11 protein-coding genes are annotated in these 12,353 nt (G+C 72.5%); 3 read left to right on the top strand and 8 right to left on the bottom strand.

Features of this window, described 5'->3' with window-relative positions:
• Nucleotides 1-13: 13 nt before the first annotated feature.
• Nucleotides 14-691: an AIM24 family protein gene (locus ACGFT1_RS00905; protein WP_373906879.1), complete on the bottom strand. Its 678-nt coding sequence runs from the start codon at nt 689-691 to the stop codon at nt 14-16.
• A gap of 74 nt (nt 692-765) precedes the next feature.
• Nucleotides 766-1,932, bottom strand: a complete 1,167-nt coding sequence (locus tag ACGFT1_RS00900) for a serine hydrolase domain-containing protein (RefSeq protein WP_373906878.1) — start codon at nt 1,930-1,932, stop codon at nt 766-768.
• A gap of 338 nt (nt 1,933-2,270) precedes the next feature.
• Between ACGFT1_RS00900 and ACGFT1_RS00895 the strand changes: the two genes are divergently transcribed.
• Nucleotides 2,271-4,031, top strand: coding sequence for a M4 family metallopeptidase (locus ACGFT1_RS00895; protein WP_373906877.1), 1,761 nt, complete (start codon nt 2,271-2,273; stop codon nt 4,029-4,031).
• Nucleotides 4,032-4,267: 236 nt separating this feature from the next.
• Here ACGFT1_RS00895 and ACGFT1_RS00890 read toward each other — a convergent pair whose 3' ends face one another.
• Genes ACGFT1_RS00890 through ACGFT1_RS00880 form a run of 3 tightly spaced genes read right to left on the bottom strand, consistent with a single transcriptional unit; the run spans nt 4,268 to nt 7,739 of the window.
• Nucleotides 4,268-4,618, bottom strand: a complete 351-nt coding sequence (locus ACGFT1_RS00890) for a UBP-type zinc finger domain-containing protein (protein ID WP_373906876.1) — start codon at nt 4,616-4,618, stop codon at nt 4,268-4,270.
• A complete protein-coding gene (locus tag ACGFT1_RS00885; RefSeq protein WP_373906875.1) occupies nt 4,615-6,066 on the bottom strand; it encodes an ATP-binding protein in 1,452 nt (483 codons plus the stop codon). The genes ACGFT1_RS00890 and ACGFT1_RS00885 overlap by 4 nt, the downstream gene beginning before the upstream one ends.
• On the bottom strand, nt 6,063-7,739 hold the full coding sequence (locus ACGFT1_RS00880) for an FAD-dependent oxidoreductase (RefSeq protein ID WP_373906874.1): 1,677 nt from the start codon (nt 7,737-7,739) through the stop codon (nt 6,063-6,065). Before ACGFT1_RS00880 ends, ACGFT1_RS00885 begins: the two co-directional genes overlap by 4 nt.
• Before the next feature lie 221 nt (nt 7,740-7,960).
• Here ACGFT1_RS00880 and ACGFT1_RS00875 point away from each other — a divergent pair, with 221 nt between their 5' ends.
• On the top strand, nt 7,961-8,827 hold the full coding sequence (locus ACGFT1_RS00875; RefSeq protein WP_373906873.1) for a universal stress protein: 867 nt from the start codon (nt 7,961-7,963) through the stop codon (nt 8,825-8,827).
• A 1-nt stretch (nt 8,828) separates the two neighbouring features.
• On the opposite strand, the gene ACGFT1_RS00870 is transcribed toward ACGFT1_RS00875, so the two are convergent.
• From ACGFT1_RS00870 to ACGFT1_RS00860, 3 genes are all read right to left on the bottom strand, one after another.
• Complete coding sequence (locus ACGFT1_RS00870) at nt 8,829-10,064, bottom strand: DUF4032 domain-containing protein (RefSeq protein ID WP_373906872.1); 1,236 nt, start codon at nt 10,062-10,064, stop codon at nt 8,829-8,831.
• Between the two features lie 10 nt (nt 10,065-10,074).
• Complete coding sequence (locus ACGFT1_RS00865; RefSeq protein ID WP_373906871.1) at nt 10,075-10,842, bottom strand: MBL fold metallo-hydrolase; 768 nt, start codon at nt 10,840-10,842, stop codon at nt 10,075-10,077.
• A 98-nt stretch (nt 10,843-10,940) separates the two neighbouring features.
• Nucleotides 10,941-11,570 (bottom strand): alpha-ketoglutarate-dependent dioxygenase AlkB, encoded by a 630-nt coding sequence (locus ACGFT1_RS00860; RefSeq protein WP_373906870.1) that lies wholly within the window; start codon nt 11,568-11,570, stop codon nt 10,941-10,943.
• A gap of 131 nt (nt 11,571-11,701) precedes the next feature.
• Between ACGFT1_RS00860 and ACGFT1_RS00855 the strand changes: the two genes are divergently transcribed.
• Nucleotides 11,702-12,325 carry a TetR/AcrR family transcriptional regulator gene (locus ACGFT1_RS00855; RefSeq protein ID WP_373906869.1) on the top strand — a complete coding sequence of 208 codons (624 nt, stop codon included), beginning with the start codon at nt 11,702-11,704 and terminating at the stop codon, nt 12,323-12,325.
• Nucleotides 12,326-12,353 lie beyond the last annotated feature (28 nt).

Genomic DNA, 12,353 nt, shown 5'->3' with positions numbered 1-12,353 from the left:
CACTTGTGAAGGTTCAGTGCTGCTGTGGCTTCTGGGGCGTCAGCTCGCTCGGCCGCACCACCACGTACCCCTCGCCCCGGAGCATCAGCTGCACGGCCTCACCGGAACCGCCGCGCAGCATCGAGCCGAGGGACTGCGAGCGGTGCAGCGAGGTCTCCAGGTGCGCGGTCCAGCCCACCACCGCGTCCGTGTCGACGTACACCGGCGCCTGCGCGGTCACGGGTATCACCAGCGGGTTGCCGTCGCAGACCAGGCCGAGCCGGCCCTGTCCGCCGAACACGCTGTTGAACAGGCCGCCGCCGGCGATGCCCGACCCCTTCACCGTCTTGATCTCGTACGACAGCGACGCGTCGAAACACAGGACGTTGCGGCCGTTGACCGTGAACCGGTCGCCGGCCTCCACCTCGACGATGAAACAGTTCTGCGCCTCGTGCGCGAACCAGGCCTCGCCCTGTCCGCGCACCGCCATCAGGGGCAGTCCCTCACCCGTGACCGCGCGCTTGAGCATGCCGCCGACGCCCTGCCCCTTGCGCTCGAACTTCAGGTCGCCGCGGTAGGCGACCATCGCGCCCTGCCGGGCGTGCATCTCGCCGTTCACCGCGTACCTGAGGCACTTGGCGTTCTCGACGGTCATCCCCGGCTCGGCGGCCGGTTGCACCACGTGCTGACTGGAAAAAAGATCACCCTTCATGCGGGGCATGGTGTCCCGGACCACAGCGTTCCGCCAAGATCACGGAACGTACCGGTTCGGCCACGGAACGGCCGTCACGGCTCGACCGTCCTCCCCTTGCCGCAGAACGCCGACTCCAGGACGCCCGCCAAGGTGCCCAGCACCTTCCCGTTGTTCGACGTGTTCGCCATCGCCGTGAGGGTGCGCCCGCCGTCCTTCGTGGCGAACGCGTACGTGTAGTAGCCCTGTACGGCCCCTGTGTGCCCGTACACCGACACCCCGCAGGACAGGTCCCGCCGCCGCAGCCCGAGCCCGTACGCCGTCGTGCTGTCGACCCGGGTGAAGCGCTCCATCTCGGCGAGCCGGGCGGCGGACATCAGCCGTCCGCCGAGCAGCGCGCCGTAGAACGTGTCGAGGTCCCGCGCGCTGGAGATGACCGCACCCGCGCTCTGCGCCCAGGACACGGTCTGGGCGGTCGCGTCGACGGGCGCGGCGCCCGCCGTGTCCGGGGTGAGGTATCCGCGGGCGTACCGCCCCGGGATCGCCGTCCGCGGATGGACGTAGAACGTGTCGGACAGTCCCAGCGGCGCGATGACGCGGTTGCGGTACGCCGTCGCCACGGGCCGCCCCGTGAGCTTCTCGATGAGCAGGCCGGCGACGACGAAGTTGGTGTTGGAGTACGCGTAGGCGGCGCCCGGCGCGTTGGTGCGGGGCTTCTCCAGGGAGAGGGCGACCAGCTGGCGGTAGGTGAAGACCTTGTTCCGCACCGCCTCGAAGCCGGAGACGCTGTGGGCGAACATGTCGTTCGTGTAGTCGTACAGTCCGCTGCGGTGGCTGAGCACCTGACGGACCGTGATCCGGTCGTCGGGCAGCAGCTTCGGCAGGTACCGGTTGACCGGCGCGTCGAGCGAGAGCCGGTGCTCGTCGACGAGCTGGAGCAGGACGACGGCCGAGAACGTCTTGGTGATGCTGCCGACCCGGAACCGGTCCTGCGTGCTGATGGCCCGTCCGCTGCCCCGGTCGGCGACACCGCGCGTGACCCGGTACGTCCGCCCGTGGTCGTCGATCCGGGCCAGCGCGCCCGGCGCGCCCCGGTCCACCGCCGACCGCAGCACCGCGGCGACTCCCGCCGTGTCCGGCGCGGGGAGCGCCGCCGCCGCCGGGGCGTCGTGCTCCCCGGCCACGGCCCGCGCCGGGACCGCGAGGAGCGACAGCGCGACCGCCCCGAGGACCGTTCCCCGTCCCACCGCTGCTGAGACCATCCGGTACCCACTCCCATCGGTTCGGTTCCTGATGCGACATCGGTCACATCCCGCCCTGGGAACCTAGGGGATCGGGGCAACGTCTCCCCGGGCGACACACAGTTGGTGGTCCGGTGATCACTCTGTGGCGTCCGTTCGTAAAGGATTGCCATAGAAGTTCGCGAAATGGATCATTCCGGCTTTACGTGTACATGACTGATCGGACAGGGTTACCCCCCGGGGGCGTCAGACAAGCCCCCATGGCGCCCGAGTGCGCCATTTCTCAAGGCGGTCGGTGACCCCGGCCGCCTTCGAACGAAGGAACCCTGATCAGATTGCGTAGAGCGCACATACGCTCCGTGGCGATCGCCATCGCGGTGACGACGGCTGCCACGGGCCTGGCCGGTACGGCCTTCGCGGGTCCCTCCACGGGGGTGGAGCGGACCGCCGCCTCCGCCGCCTCGAACGCCACGCTGGTGGTGGAGGCGGCGCGCACCGCGGCCTTCACGCACGCCTCGGCGACCGGCGTCTCGAAGGGCGACGAACTGCACGCCCAGGACGTCATGATCGACCCGGAGGGTGCCCGGCACGTCCGCTTCGTCCGGACGCACGGCGACCTGCCGGTGCTCGGTGGCGACCTCATCGTCCACCTCGACCGGGGGCTCGGCTACACGGGCGTGACCCGCGCGGCCGACCACACCGTCGAGCCGGCCGCCAAGGCCCGCCTGACCCCGGCCCAGGCCGCCGCCAAGGCCGCCGAGGCCGCCGAGGGTGACGCGGGCGGCGCCCGGCTCGTGGTGGACGCCCGGGGCGGCGCCTCCGCGCTCGCCTACCAGGTCACCGTCACCACCGATGACGACTCCCGCACGGTCGTCGTCGACGCGGTCACCGGCAAGGTGCGCAGCAACACGCCCGTCCGGGACGAGTTCCTGTCGCCGAAGCTGGTCGACACCCTGCGCGAGCGCGGCGAGAGCGCGGACCCGGCCACCGGTGCCGGCTCCGCCCCCACCGCGTCCGGCCTGCTCGGTTCCGGTGTCTCCGGCGCCACGCGCTACCCGTCGGCCGCCAAGGGCACCGGCAAGACCCTCTTCGTGGGCACCGTCGGTCTGACCACCACGCAGACCTCGCGCGGCCACTTCCAGCTCAAGGACCCGAACCGGTACGGCACCGAGACCCGGGACGCCAAGGGCTCGGAGACGGAGAAGTTCAGCGCGGGCACGAAGTTCACCAACACGACCGACGTGTGGGGCAACGGCACGACCACCAGCCGGGTCAGCGCCGCCGCGGACGCCCAGTACGGCATCACCAAGACCCTGGACTTCTACAAGGCCGCGTTCGGGCGCAAGGGCATCGCCAACAACAGCAAGCCCGCCCAGGCGATGGTCCACTGGGGCAAGAAGGTCGGCAACGCCTTCTGGGACCCGGACTGCAACTGCATGCTGTACGGCGACGGCGACGGCAAGATGTTCAAGAAGCCGCTCGTCGTCCTCGACGTCACCGGTCACGAGCTGACCCACGGCGTGGTGGAGGCGACCGCCAACCTCCAGCCGACCTTGGTCGACAGGCTGGGCAACCAGTACGGCGAGCCCGGCTCGCTGAACGAGTCGCTCGCCGACATCTTCGGCTCGAACGTCGAGTTCTACGCCAAGAACGCGAAGGACACGCCGGACTACCTGATCGGCGAGAAGATGGGCCTCGCCCAGAAGTTCCTGCGCCGCCTGGACCACCCGTCGCTCGACAAGCTCGAGGGCACGGTCGACTACTGGAGGCCGGAGGTGTACGGCGCGGAGGTGCACGCCGGTTCGGGTGTCTCCTCGCACGCCTACTACCTCCTCGCCGAGGGCAGCGGCAAGAAGAAGATCGGCAGCGTCACCTACGACTCGCCGACGTACCACAACATCACGGTCAAGGGCATCGGCCGCACCAAGGCGACCGCCATCTACTACCGTGCGCTCACCCGCTACATGGTCTCCGACACCGACTTCCACCAGGCGCGCCTCGCGACGCTGCAGGCGGCCAAGGACCTGTACGGCGCGAACAGCACCGAGTACAAGACGGTGGACAGGTCGTGGTCGGCGGTCAACGTCACCGCCGCCAACACGCCGGCCGCCCGCCACTGACGGACGGCAGCACACCCGGCACCACCGGATGCCCCGCCCCGCGCGGGGCATCCGTGTTCCCGGCCCCGCGCGGACGGCCCGGCGTCAGTATCCCGGGGAACGCCCGGACCGGAGCACGGAGCACGGAGCACGGAGCACGGAGCACGGAACACGGAGCACCGCGCACGGAACACGGAGCACCGCGCACGGAGCGCGGAGCGCGGAGCACCGCGCCCGGAGCACGCCGCGCCGGCGGCTCAGCGCAGGTTCTGCGCCCAGTCCGCCGGGACCCGGCCCGCCGGACCGGGCGCCGGCTGGTCGGCGGGGTGGCCGGCCGGGGGAGCGAGTTCGGGCCCGGAGCCGTACAGCTCCTCCGTGGCGAAGTTCCAGAACCAGGCCTCACCCGGCTCGAAGCTGCGGATCACCGGGTGCCCCGTCTCCCGGTAGTGGGCGGTGGCGTGCCGGCCGGGGGAGTCGTCGCAGCAGCCGATGTGCCCGCACCGCGCGCACCGGCGCAGGTGGAACCACCAGCCGCCGGCCTCCTCGCACTCCACGCAGCCCGTGCCGCTGGGCGGGACCCGGGGGTCGATTCCTTCGGCGTCGTTCATGCCAGCTCCTCCTCGTGCGTGGCGGCGGTCAGGGGCAGCAGCACTTGGAAGCGGGTGTCCCCGGGCACCGACTCCACCCGCAGGGTGCCGTGGTGCTTGTTGACGACGATCCGCCAGGAGATGTCCAGGCCGAGCCCGGTGCCCTCGCCGACCGGCTTGGTGGTGAAGAACGGGTCGAAGATCCGGTCCCTGATCTCCGGCGGCACGCCGGGCCCGGTGTCCCGGAACTCCACCAGCAGCCGCTCGTGGTCGAGCGCGGTGCGCACGGTCAGCGTGCCCTCCCCGCCGGCGCTCCGGATCGCCGACACGGCGTTGTCGACGAGGTTCGTCCACACCTGGTTCAGCTCCGCCGGGTAGGCCGGCACCGGCGGGAGCGTGCGGTCGTACTCCTTGACGACCGTGATGCCCGAACCGATCTTCCCCGACAGCATCAGCAGCGTGCTGTCGAGGAGTTCGTGGACGTCCACCTCGCGGTACGGCGCCCGGTCCAGCTGCGCGTACTGCTTGGCGGCGCCGACCAGGCGCGAGACGCGGGTGGTGGAGTCCTCGATCTCGCTCATCAGCAGCTCGGTCTCGATGGTGTAGTTCAGCCAGCCGACCGCGTTGGGCAGGACCTCCTCGCCGACGGCCGCCGCGACCTGCTCCAGCCAGTCGACGTCGAGCCCGGCCTGCACGAAGGTGGGCGCCACCTGCCAGCCCTGCTCGAAGCCGTGGTCCGCCAGCCAGTCGGTGAGCTGGTCCTCCCGGTCGGAGGCCTCCAGCGGGCCGAGCGCCGGTGCCTTCGCCACCCGTTCGGCGGTGCGCTCCTGGATCTCGATCAGGCGCGCCAGCACGTCACGGGAGAACGGCCCCGCGGCGATCACGCCGAGCTTGTGCCGCATCTTCGCGACCCGTTCCCGCAGGGCGGAGGTGGCCCGGACGGCCGCCGCCGCCGGGTTGTTCAGTTCGTGCGTGAGCCCGGCCGACAACGAGCCGAGAGCGAGCAGCCGTTCCCGCTGCCCGATCATGGCCTGGGTGTTCTTCGAGCCGAAGAACAGCCCCTCCAGCAGATGCACGGCCATCGGGAACCACTCGCGCATCACCTCCGCGAAGAGGTCCGCCGGCAGCACGAAGAACCGCGTCGGCTCCGTCACCCGCATCGAGTTGTTGTAGACCTGCGGCACACGGTCGCCGAGGTAGGCCTGCATCGCGCCCGCGTACACCCCGGGCTGGGAGGTGCGGGTGACCTCCACGTCGTCGCCGCCCACCCGGCGGGACAGCACGACGGTGCCCTGGACCATCACGAAGAAGCAGGTGGCGGGAGTGCCCTCGGTGTACACGGGGCCGGGCTGAAACAGCTCCATCCGCCCCGCGCCGCACAGGCGGCCCAGCTGCTGAGGGCTCAGCTTCTCGAAGAGGAACAGCGAGCCGATCTCCCCCGGACTGCACGGCATGACCTGCCCGCTCATGACTGCTCCAGATACCGGTGGACGAGCATCACGGCCATGGCTCCCTCTCCGACGGCGGACGCGACCCGCTTGGCGGACTCGGCGCGGGCGTCGCCGGCCACGAACACGCCGGGAACGCTGGTCTCCAGGTGGTACGGCGGCCGGTCCAGCTCCCAGCCGGCCGGCGGGCGACCGTCGGCGGTCAGATCGGGGCCGGCAAGGATGAAGCCGCGCCCGTCGCGCAGCACCGCCTCGCCCAGCCAGTCGGTCAGCGGTGCGGCGCCGATGAACACGAACATCCACTGCGCGTCGACCAGTTCGGTCTCCCCGGTCACCGTGTCACGCAGCGTCAGCCGCTCCAGGCGGCCGGAGCCGTGCGCCTCGTCCACGACGGTGTGGCAGCGCACCGAGATGTTCGGGGCCTCGCCGATCTGCTGGATCAGGTAGTACGACATGGACGCCGACAGGTCCGCTCCGCGCACCAGCAGAGTCACCGACTTCGCGCCCCTGGACAGGTACATCGCCGCCTGGCCCGCCGAGTTGGCGCCGCCCACGATGTAGACGTCCTGGCCCTGGCAGGAGGCCGCCTCGGTCAGGGCCGAGCCGTAGAACACCCCGCAGCCGGTGAGGTCGGCGCAGCCCGCGGCGTCCAGCTGCCGGTACTGCACCCCGGTCGCCAGGATCACGCTGTGCGCGGCGATCGCCGAGCCGTCCGCGAACCGGATGACCCGCGCGGCACCGCAGGCCTCCAGCCCGGTCACCTCGCGCGCGGTCAGGATCTCGGCGCCGAACTTGGCCGCCTGCCGCCGCGCCCGGTCGGTGAGCTGGGCACCGGAGACGCCGTCGGGGAAGCCGAGGTAGTTCTCGATCCGCGAGCTCTGCCCGGCCTGCCCGCCGGTCGCCGACCGCTCCACCAGCACGGTCCGCAGGCCCTCGGACGCCCCGTACACGGCGGCGCCGAGCCCGGCCGGTCCGCCGCCGATCACGACGAGGTCGTAGAACTCGGCCGTCGGCGTCGTCGCCAGGCCCACCCGGGCCGCCAGCTCGGGCGCCTCCGGCTCGACCAGGGCGCTGCCGTCCGGGGTGATCACCAGCGGGAGCCGCTGCCCGTCCTGTCCGGCCGCCGCCAGCAGCCGCCGCCCCTCCGGTTCCTCCACCGAGTACCAGCGGTAGGGCACCTGGTTGCGGGCCAGGAACTCGCGCACCTCCGAGGACCTCGCCGACCAGCGGTGGCCCACGATCTTGGTGCTGGGCACCGGCCGGTAGGCGCGGGTGCGCCAGGCCTCCAGCAGGTCGTCCAGGACCGGGTAGAGCTTCTCCTCCGGCGGGTCCCACGGCTTGAGCAGGTAGTGGTCCAGGTCGACCACGTTGATCGCGTCGATCGCGGCGTCGGTGTCGGCGTACGCCGTCAGCAGCACGCGGCGGGCGCCCGGATACACGTCGAGCGCCTGCTCCAGGAACTCGATGCCGTTCATCTGCGGCATCCGGTAGTCGGCCAGGATGACGGCCACCAGGTCGCCGCGCAGCTTCAGCTCGCGCAGCGCCTCCAGCGCGGCCTCCCCGGACTCCGCGCGGACGATCCGGTACGACGCGCCGTAGCGCCGCCTGAGATCGCGGGCGACGGCGCGGGAGACCCCCGGGTCGTCGTCCACGGTCAGGATGACGGTCCGCGCTGCGTCGGCGGCCAGTGCCATACGTCTCCCACCCCGGGTGCCGGTTCCCACGGGACGGTGTCGCGGGGACCACCGCACCGGTTCGAAGCCATCGTATGTGCGATCGCCCCGGCTCGCTCACACGTACGGGGCGGCCCCGGTGCGGGGCGGACGGCCCGGTCACGGGATCGTCGTGCCCGTGCGCACCCGTGCCCGATAGTGGGCACCAGCACCACGAGGACAGGTGACGAGGAGGCCCAGGGATGACACGCCCGATCATGGCAGGGGTGGACGGTACGGAGGAGAGTCTGGCCGCGCTGGACTGGGCGGCCCGGGAGGCCGTCCGCCGGGGGCTGCCCCTGCACGTGGTCCACGTGTGGCGTTACGCCGAGACGCTCGCCGCCGCGGACCGCGAGACCCAGCACGGCTGGGTGTCCCAGGGCGTGTCCGAGGCCGTCCGCGTCGTCTCCGGGCGGCACCCGGAGCTGACGGTGAGCGTCGACGTGCGGGAGGGCGGGGCCGCTCAGACCCTGGCCGGTGTGGCGGCCGGCGCCGAGATGCTGGTGCTCGGCTCGCGCGGGCACGGACCCGTGGTCGGCTTCCTGCTCGGCTCGGTCGGCCAGCAGGTCATCGCGGAGGCGGCCCGGCCGGTGGTGCTGGTGCGCGCGAAGGACGAGGCCGCGGCCGAGTCGGCCGGGCGGGACGTCGTGGTCGGCCAGCAGGGCGACCCCGAGGACAGTGCGGCGGCGCTGCGGTTCGCCTTCGAGACGGCGGCGGCCCGCGGCGCCACCGTGCGGGCGGTCCGGGCGTGGACCCTGCCGCCGGTGTTCGCCTACAGCCCCGGCTCGCTCAGGCTGCTCGACGACGCGGGCGGCCTCGAACCGTACGAGCGTCAGGCACTGGCCGACGCCCTCGGGCCGTGGCGGGAGCGGTTCCCCGAGGTGCCCGTGGCGGAGCACATCGAGATGGGCAGCGCGGGCCAGGTGCTGCTGTCGCTGGCCGGACGGGCGCAGCTGGTGGTCGTCGGCCGCCGGGCGCACCGCACGGCCGTCGGCGCCCGGATCGGCTCGGTCGCGCACGGCGTGCTGCACCACGCGGACTGCCCGGTGGCCGTGGTCCCGCCCGCCTGAACTACTCGGGGCTCGTCGGCTCCAGCGTGGCCCGGGCCTTGGGCAGCACCCGGTCGATGTAGTCCGTGACGGCGACGCCGAGGCCTATGTCGTGCTGGGCGCGCTCGGACAGGTACCAGCGGTGTTCGAGGAGTTCGTGGTAGATCTCCGCCGGGTCCATGGAGCCGCGCAGCTCCGGCGGCACCGCCCGCACGGTGGGCCGGAACACGTCCCGCACCCAGCGGTGGGCCAGCACCTCCGGGCGGGCGGCGAGGGGATCGGCCGGAGCGTAGTCGTCCTGGGTGGCCATCCAGCTCTCCAGGTCGTTCAGCAGCCGCCGCGCCTGGTTCTCCTCGGCGTCCAGCCCCGTCAGCCGCAGCAACTGCCGCTGGTGGTGGCCGGCGTCGACGACCTTCGGCACGAAGGTGACGGTGTCGCCGTTGGAGGAGTGCTCGATCTGCATCTCGGCCACGTCGAACCCGAGGTCGTTCAGACGGCGGATGCGGCGCTCGATGTAGTGGTACTTGCCCGCCGGGTACACCGAGGTGCGGGTCAGCTCCTGCCACAGCCCCTGGTAGCGGGTGCAGATCTCGTGGCCGAAGTCGACCGGGTCGACGGAGGGGTGGAGTGCGCCGGACGCCTCCAGGTCCAGCAGCTCGCCGCTGATGTTCACCCGGGCCAGCTCGAGGTCGTACTCGCGCTGCCCCGGACTGAGCCGGGGGTGCAGTTCACCGGTCTCGGCGTCGACCAGATAGGCCGCGTAGGCGCCGGCGTCCCGCCGGAACAGGGTGTTGGACAGCGAGCAGTCGCCCCAGGCGAACCCGGCGAGGTGCAGCCGCACCAGCAGCACGGCGAGGGCGTCCATCAGCCGGTGCATGGTCGCCGGGCGCATGGTCGTCTCGAACATCGACCGGTACGGCAGCGAGCCGCGCAGATGCCGGGTGACCAGCACGGGCTCCAGCGGGGCGCCGGAGCGGCCGGTGCGCCCGGTGACCACGGCCAGCGGGTCGACGGCGGGGATGCCGAGGCGGTCCAGGTCGCGTAGCAGCTCGTACTCGCGCAGCGCCGGGCGTTCGGCCAGTTCCTTGACGGCGATGACCTCGTCGCCGGCGCGTGCGTACCGCACGACGTGCCGGGAGATGCCGCGGGGGAGCGGCACGAGGTACTCCTCGGGCCACTCCTCCAGGGGCGTGCCCCAGGGCAGGGCGAGCAGCGGAGCGGGGTGCTCGGGGTTGGTGGCGTTGATCTGCAAGGCCATGGCACGAACTTTACGGCCCCGTACGCCTGTTCCCCGAGGCGCGTGCCCCGGCCTGCTCGGCGGCGGCCCGCACCGGGCCGCGGTGCACGGGCCCGTGGCCGGGCAGCAGCAGGTCGCCGTCGAGCGCGGCGATCAGCTCCAGGGAGGCCACCGCCCGCGCGCGCTCGTGGTGGAAGAAGTCCGGCAGCAGCTGTGGGCCCTTGATCCGCGACGTGGCGTGCCCGCTGACCAGGGCGTCCCCGGAGACCACGATGCCCGCCTCGGGCAGGTGGTAGACGCAGTGGCCGTCGGTGTGTCCCGGGGTGTGCACGGGGACCGGCCGGCCCGGAAGATCGAGCGGGCCCTCGGCCGGGAACGGCTCGGGCGCGGTGACGGGGTGGTGCTCCGTGCCGCCGACGCGGACGACGTGCGCCGCCCAGGGCAGGACGCCGGGCCGCCAGGCGTTGCGGACCACGTCGGCGATGGTGGCCTGTTGCAGGAAGTCCCGCCGGGCGTGCGGGACCTCGGCGGGGTGCAGGTGGACGGGCGTGCCGTACGCGGCGCGCAGGTGCTCTGCCGAACCCAGGTGGTCGTTGTGCGCGTGGGTGATCAGGACGGCGGTGACCGCCTCCGGTGAACTGCCCACCCGCGCGAGGGACTCCAGCAGCCCCTGCCGGTCTCCGGGGTAACCGGTGTCGATCAGTGTGACGGCGTCGCCCTCCTTGAGGATGGCCCAGTTGGTGTGGTGGCCGTGCACCAGGTAGGTGCCTTCGGCGACTTGGCGTACGTCTGCCCGCATGTTCTCCCCGAGCCCTGAGCGGCGGTCGTCGGGGACAGCCAACCAGACGGGGCGCCGCCCCGCACGGGAGGGCCGGGCGCGGGGGCCGGTTCGGCGGGTCAGTGCACGCCGTGCGGCCGGAACTGGATGCTGACGCGCGGTCCCGCGGCCCGGGTGGTCTTGGGCACGCAGTGCTCCCAGGTGCGCTGGCAGGAGCCGCCCATCACGATGAGGTCGCCGTGGCCGAGGGGCCGCCGGAGCGTGCCGCCGCCTCCGCCGGCCGGGCGCAGCAGCAGGTCCCGGGGCGCCCCGACGGAGAGGATCGCCACCATGGTGTCCTGGCGGGCGCCCCGCCCGATCCGGTCCCCGTGCCACGCCACACTGTCCCGGCCGTCGCGGTAGAAGCACAGGCCGGCGGTGGTGAAGGGCTCACCCAGCTCCTCGGCGTAGTGCCGGGACAGGGCGGTACGGGCGTCGTCCAGGACCGGGTGGGGGAGCGGATCAGCCGCGCCGTAGAAGGCCAGCAGGCGGGGCACGGCCACCACGTGGTCGTACATCGCGCGGCGCTCGGCCCGCCACGGCACGTCCGCCGCCAGCCGTTCGAACAGGGCGTCGGCCCCGCTGAGCCAGCCGGGCAGGACATCGATCCAGGCGCCGGCGCCCAGCTCGGTCCGGCGCAGCCCGTCGAGCGGGCCGAGCCGCAGCTCGTCGGTCTGGTCGAACAGGGAGCCCTGGAGGTGCGTGGCCATGCGTCCAGCGTACTCCGTAATCGAAAATACGTTCCCATTCGATCATCCCGTCGGCGGCGACCGCCCCCGGGCCTCTTTCGATACACAGCTGTATCCGATACATTCACGTATCGAACGGAGGTCCGCCGCCGATGCAGAACGACACGCCCCCACGCGTCACCCGGCGCCGGGTCCGCACCCGCGCCCGGCTGCTCGACGCCGCCTTCGAGGTGTTCGCGGCCAAGGGCTTCGGACGGGTCTCCATCGAGGAGGTCTGCGAGGCGGCCGGTTACAGCCGGGGCGCCTTCTACTCCAACTTCGCCACCCTCGACGAGCTGTTCTTCGCCCTCTACCGGGAACGCGCCGACCTCATCGCCTCCCAGGTGGCCGACGCGCTGGCCCAGGACGGCCCCGACCTGGACGTGCCCGCCTCCGTGGACCGGGTCACCGAGGTGCTGCTGCTCGACGTCGACTGGCTGCTGGTCAAGACCGACTTCCTGGTGCACGCGGCCCGGGACCCGGCGGTCGCCCGGACCCTCCTCGACCACCGCACCCGGCTCCGGCGGGCCGTCGCCGACCGGCTCCTGCGGGCCCGGGGCCACACCGCACTCCCCGCCGTCCTCGGTGACGTGGACGGCGCCGCGCACGCCGTGGTCGCCGCGTACGACGGGGTCACCACCCAGCTGCTGCTGGACCGGGACGCCGAGGCGGCCCGGGTCTGGCTCAAGCAACTCCTCACCGCGCTGCTCACGGACGGCAGCCGCAATCCCGCTTGACCACCGGCACGGGCCGGCTCCGAGCACC

Origin of the sequence: Streptomyces sp. Y20 (assembly GCF_043195475.1) — a bacterium.
GTDB lineage: Bacteria > Actinomycetota > Actinomycetes > Streptomycetales > Streptomycetaceae > Streptomyces.
Note: the sequence above shows the minus strand (reverse complement) of the source record. Positions and strands in the feature narration are given on the sequence as shown.

Bases quoted from the DNA above. Each gene is read 5' to 3' on its own strand.
- ACGFT1_RS00905 (WP_373906879.1), bottom strand. From the start codon at position 691: ATGAAGGGTGATCTTTTTTCCAGTCAGCACGTGGTGCAACCGGCCGCC.
- ACGFT1_RS00900 (WP_373906878.1), bottom strand. From the start codon at position 1,932: ATGGTCTCAGCAGCGGTGGGACGGGGAACGGTCCTCGGGGCGGTCGCG.
- ACGFT1_RS00890 (WP_373906876.1), bottom strand. From the start codon at position 4,618: ATGAACGACGCCGAAGGAATCGACCCCCGGGTCCCGCCCAGCGGCACG.
- ACGFT1_RS00885 (WP_373906875.1), bottom strand. From the start codon at position 6,066: ATGAGCGGGCAGGTCATGCCGTGCAGTCCGGGGGAGATCGGCTCGCTG.
- ACGFT1_RS00880 (WP_373906874.1), bottom strand. From the start codon at position 7,739: ATGGCACTGGCCGCCGACGCAGCGCGGACCGTCATCCTGACCGTGGAC.
- ACGFT1_RS00875 (WP_373906873.1), top strand. From the start codon at position 7,961: ATGACACGCCCGATCATGGCAGGGGTGGACGGTACGGAGGAGAGTCTG.
- ACGFT1_RS00870 (WP_373906872.1), bottom strand. From the start codon at position 10,064: ATGGCCTTGCAGATCAACGCCACCAACCCCGAGCACCCCGCTCCGCTG.
- ACGFT1_RS00865 (WP_373906871.1), bottom strand. From the start codon at position 10,842: ATGCGGGCAGACGTACGCCAAGTCGCCGAAGGCACCTACCTGGTGCAC.
- ACGFT1_RS00860 (WP_373906870.1), bottom strand. From the start codon at position 11,570: ATGGCCACGCACCTCCAGGGCTCCCTGTTCGACCAGACCGACGAGCTG.
- ACGFT1_RS00855 (WP_373906869.1), top strand. From the start codon at position 11,702: ATGCAGAACGACACGCCCCCACGCGTCACCCGGCGCCGGGTCCGCACC.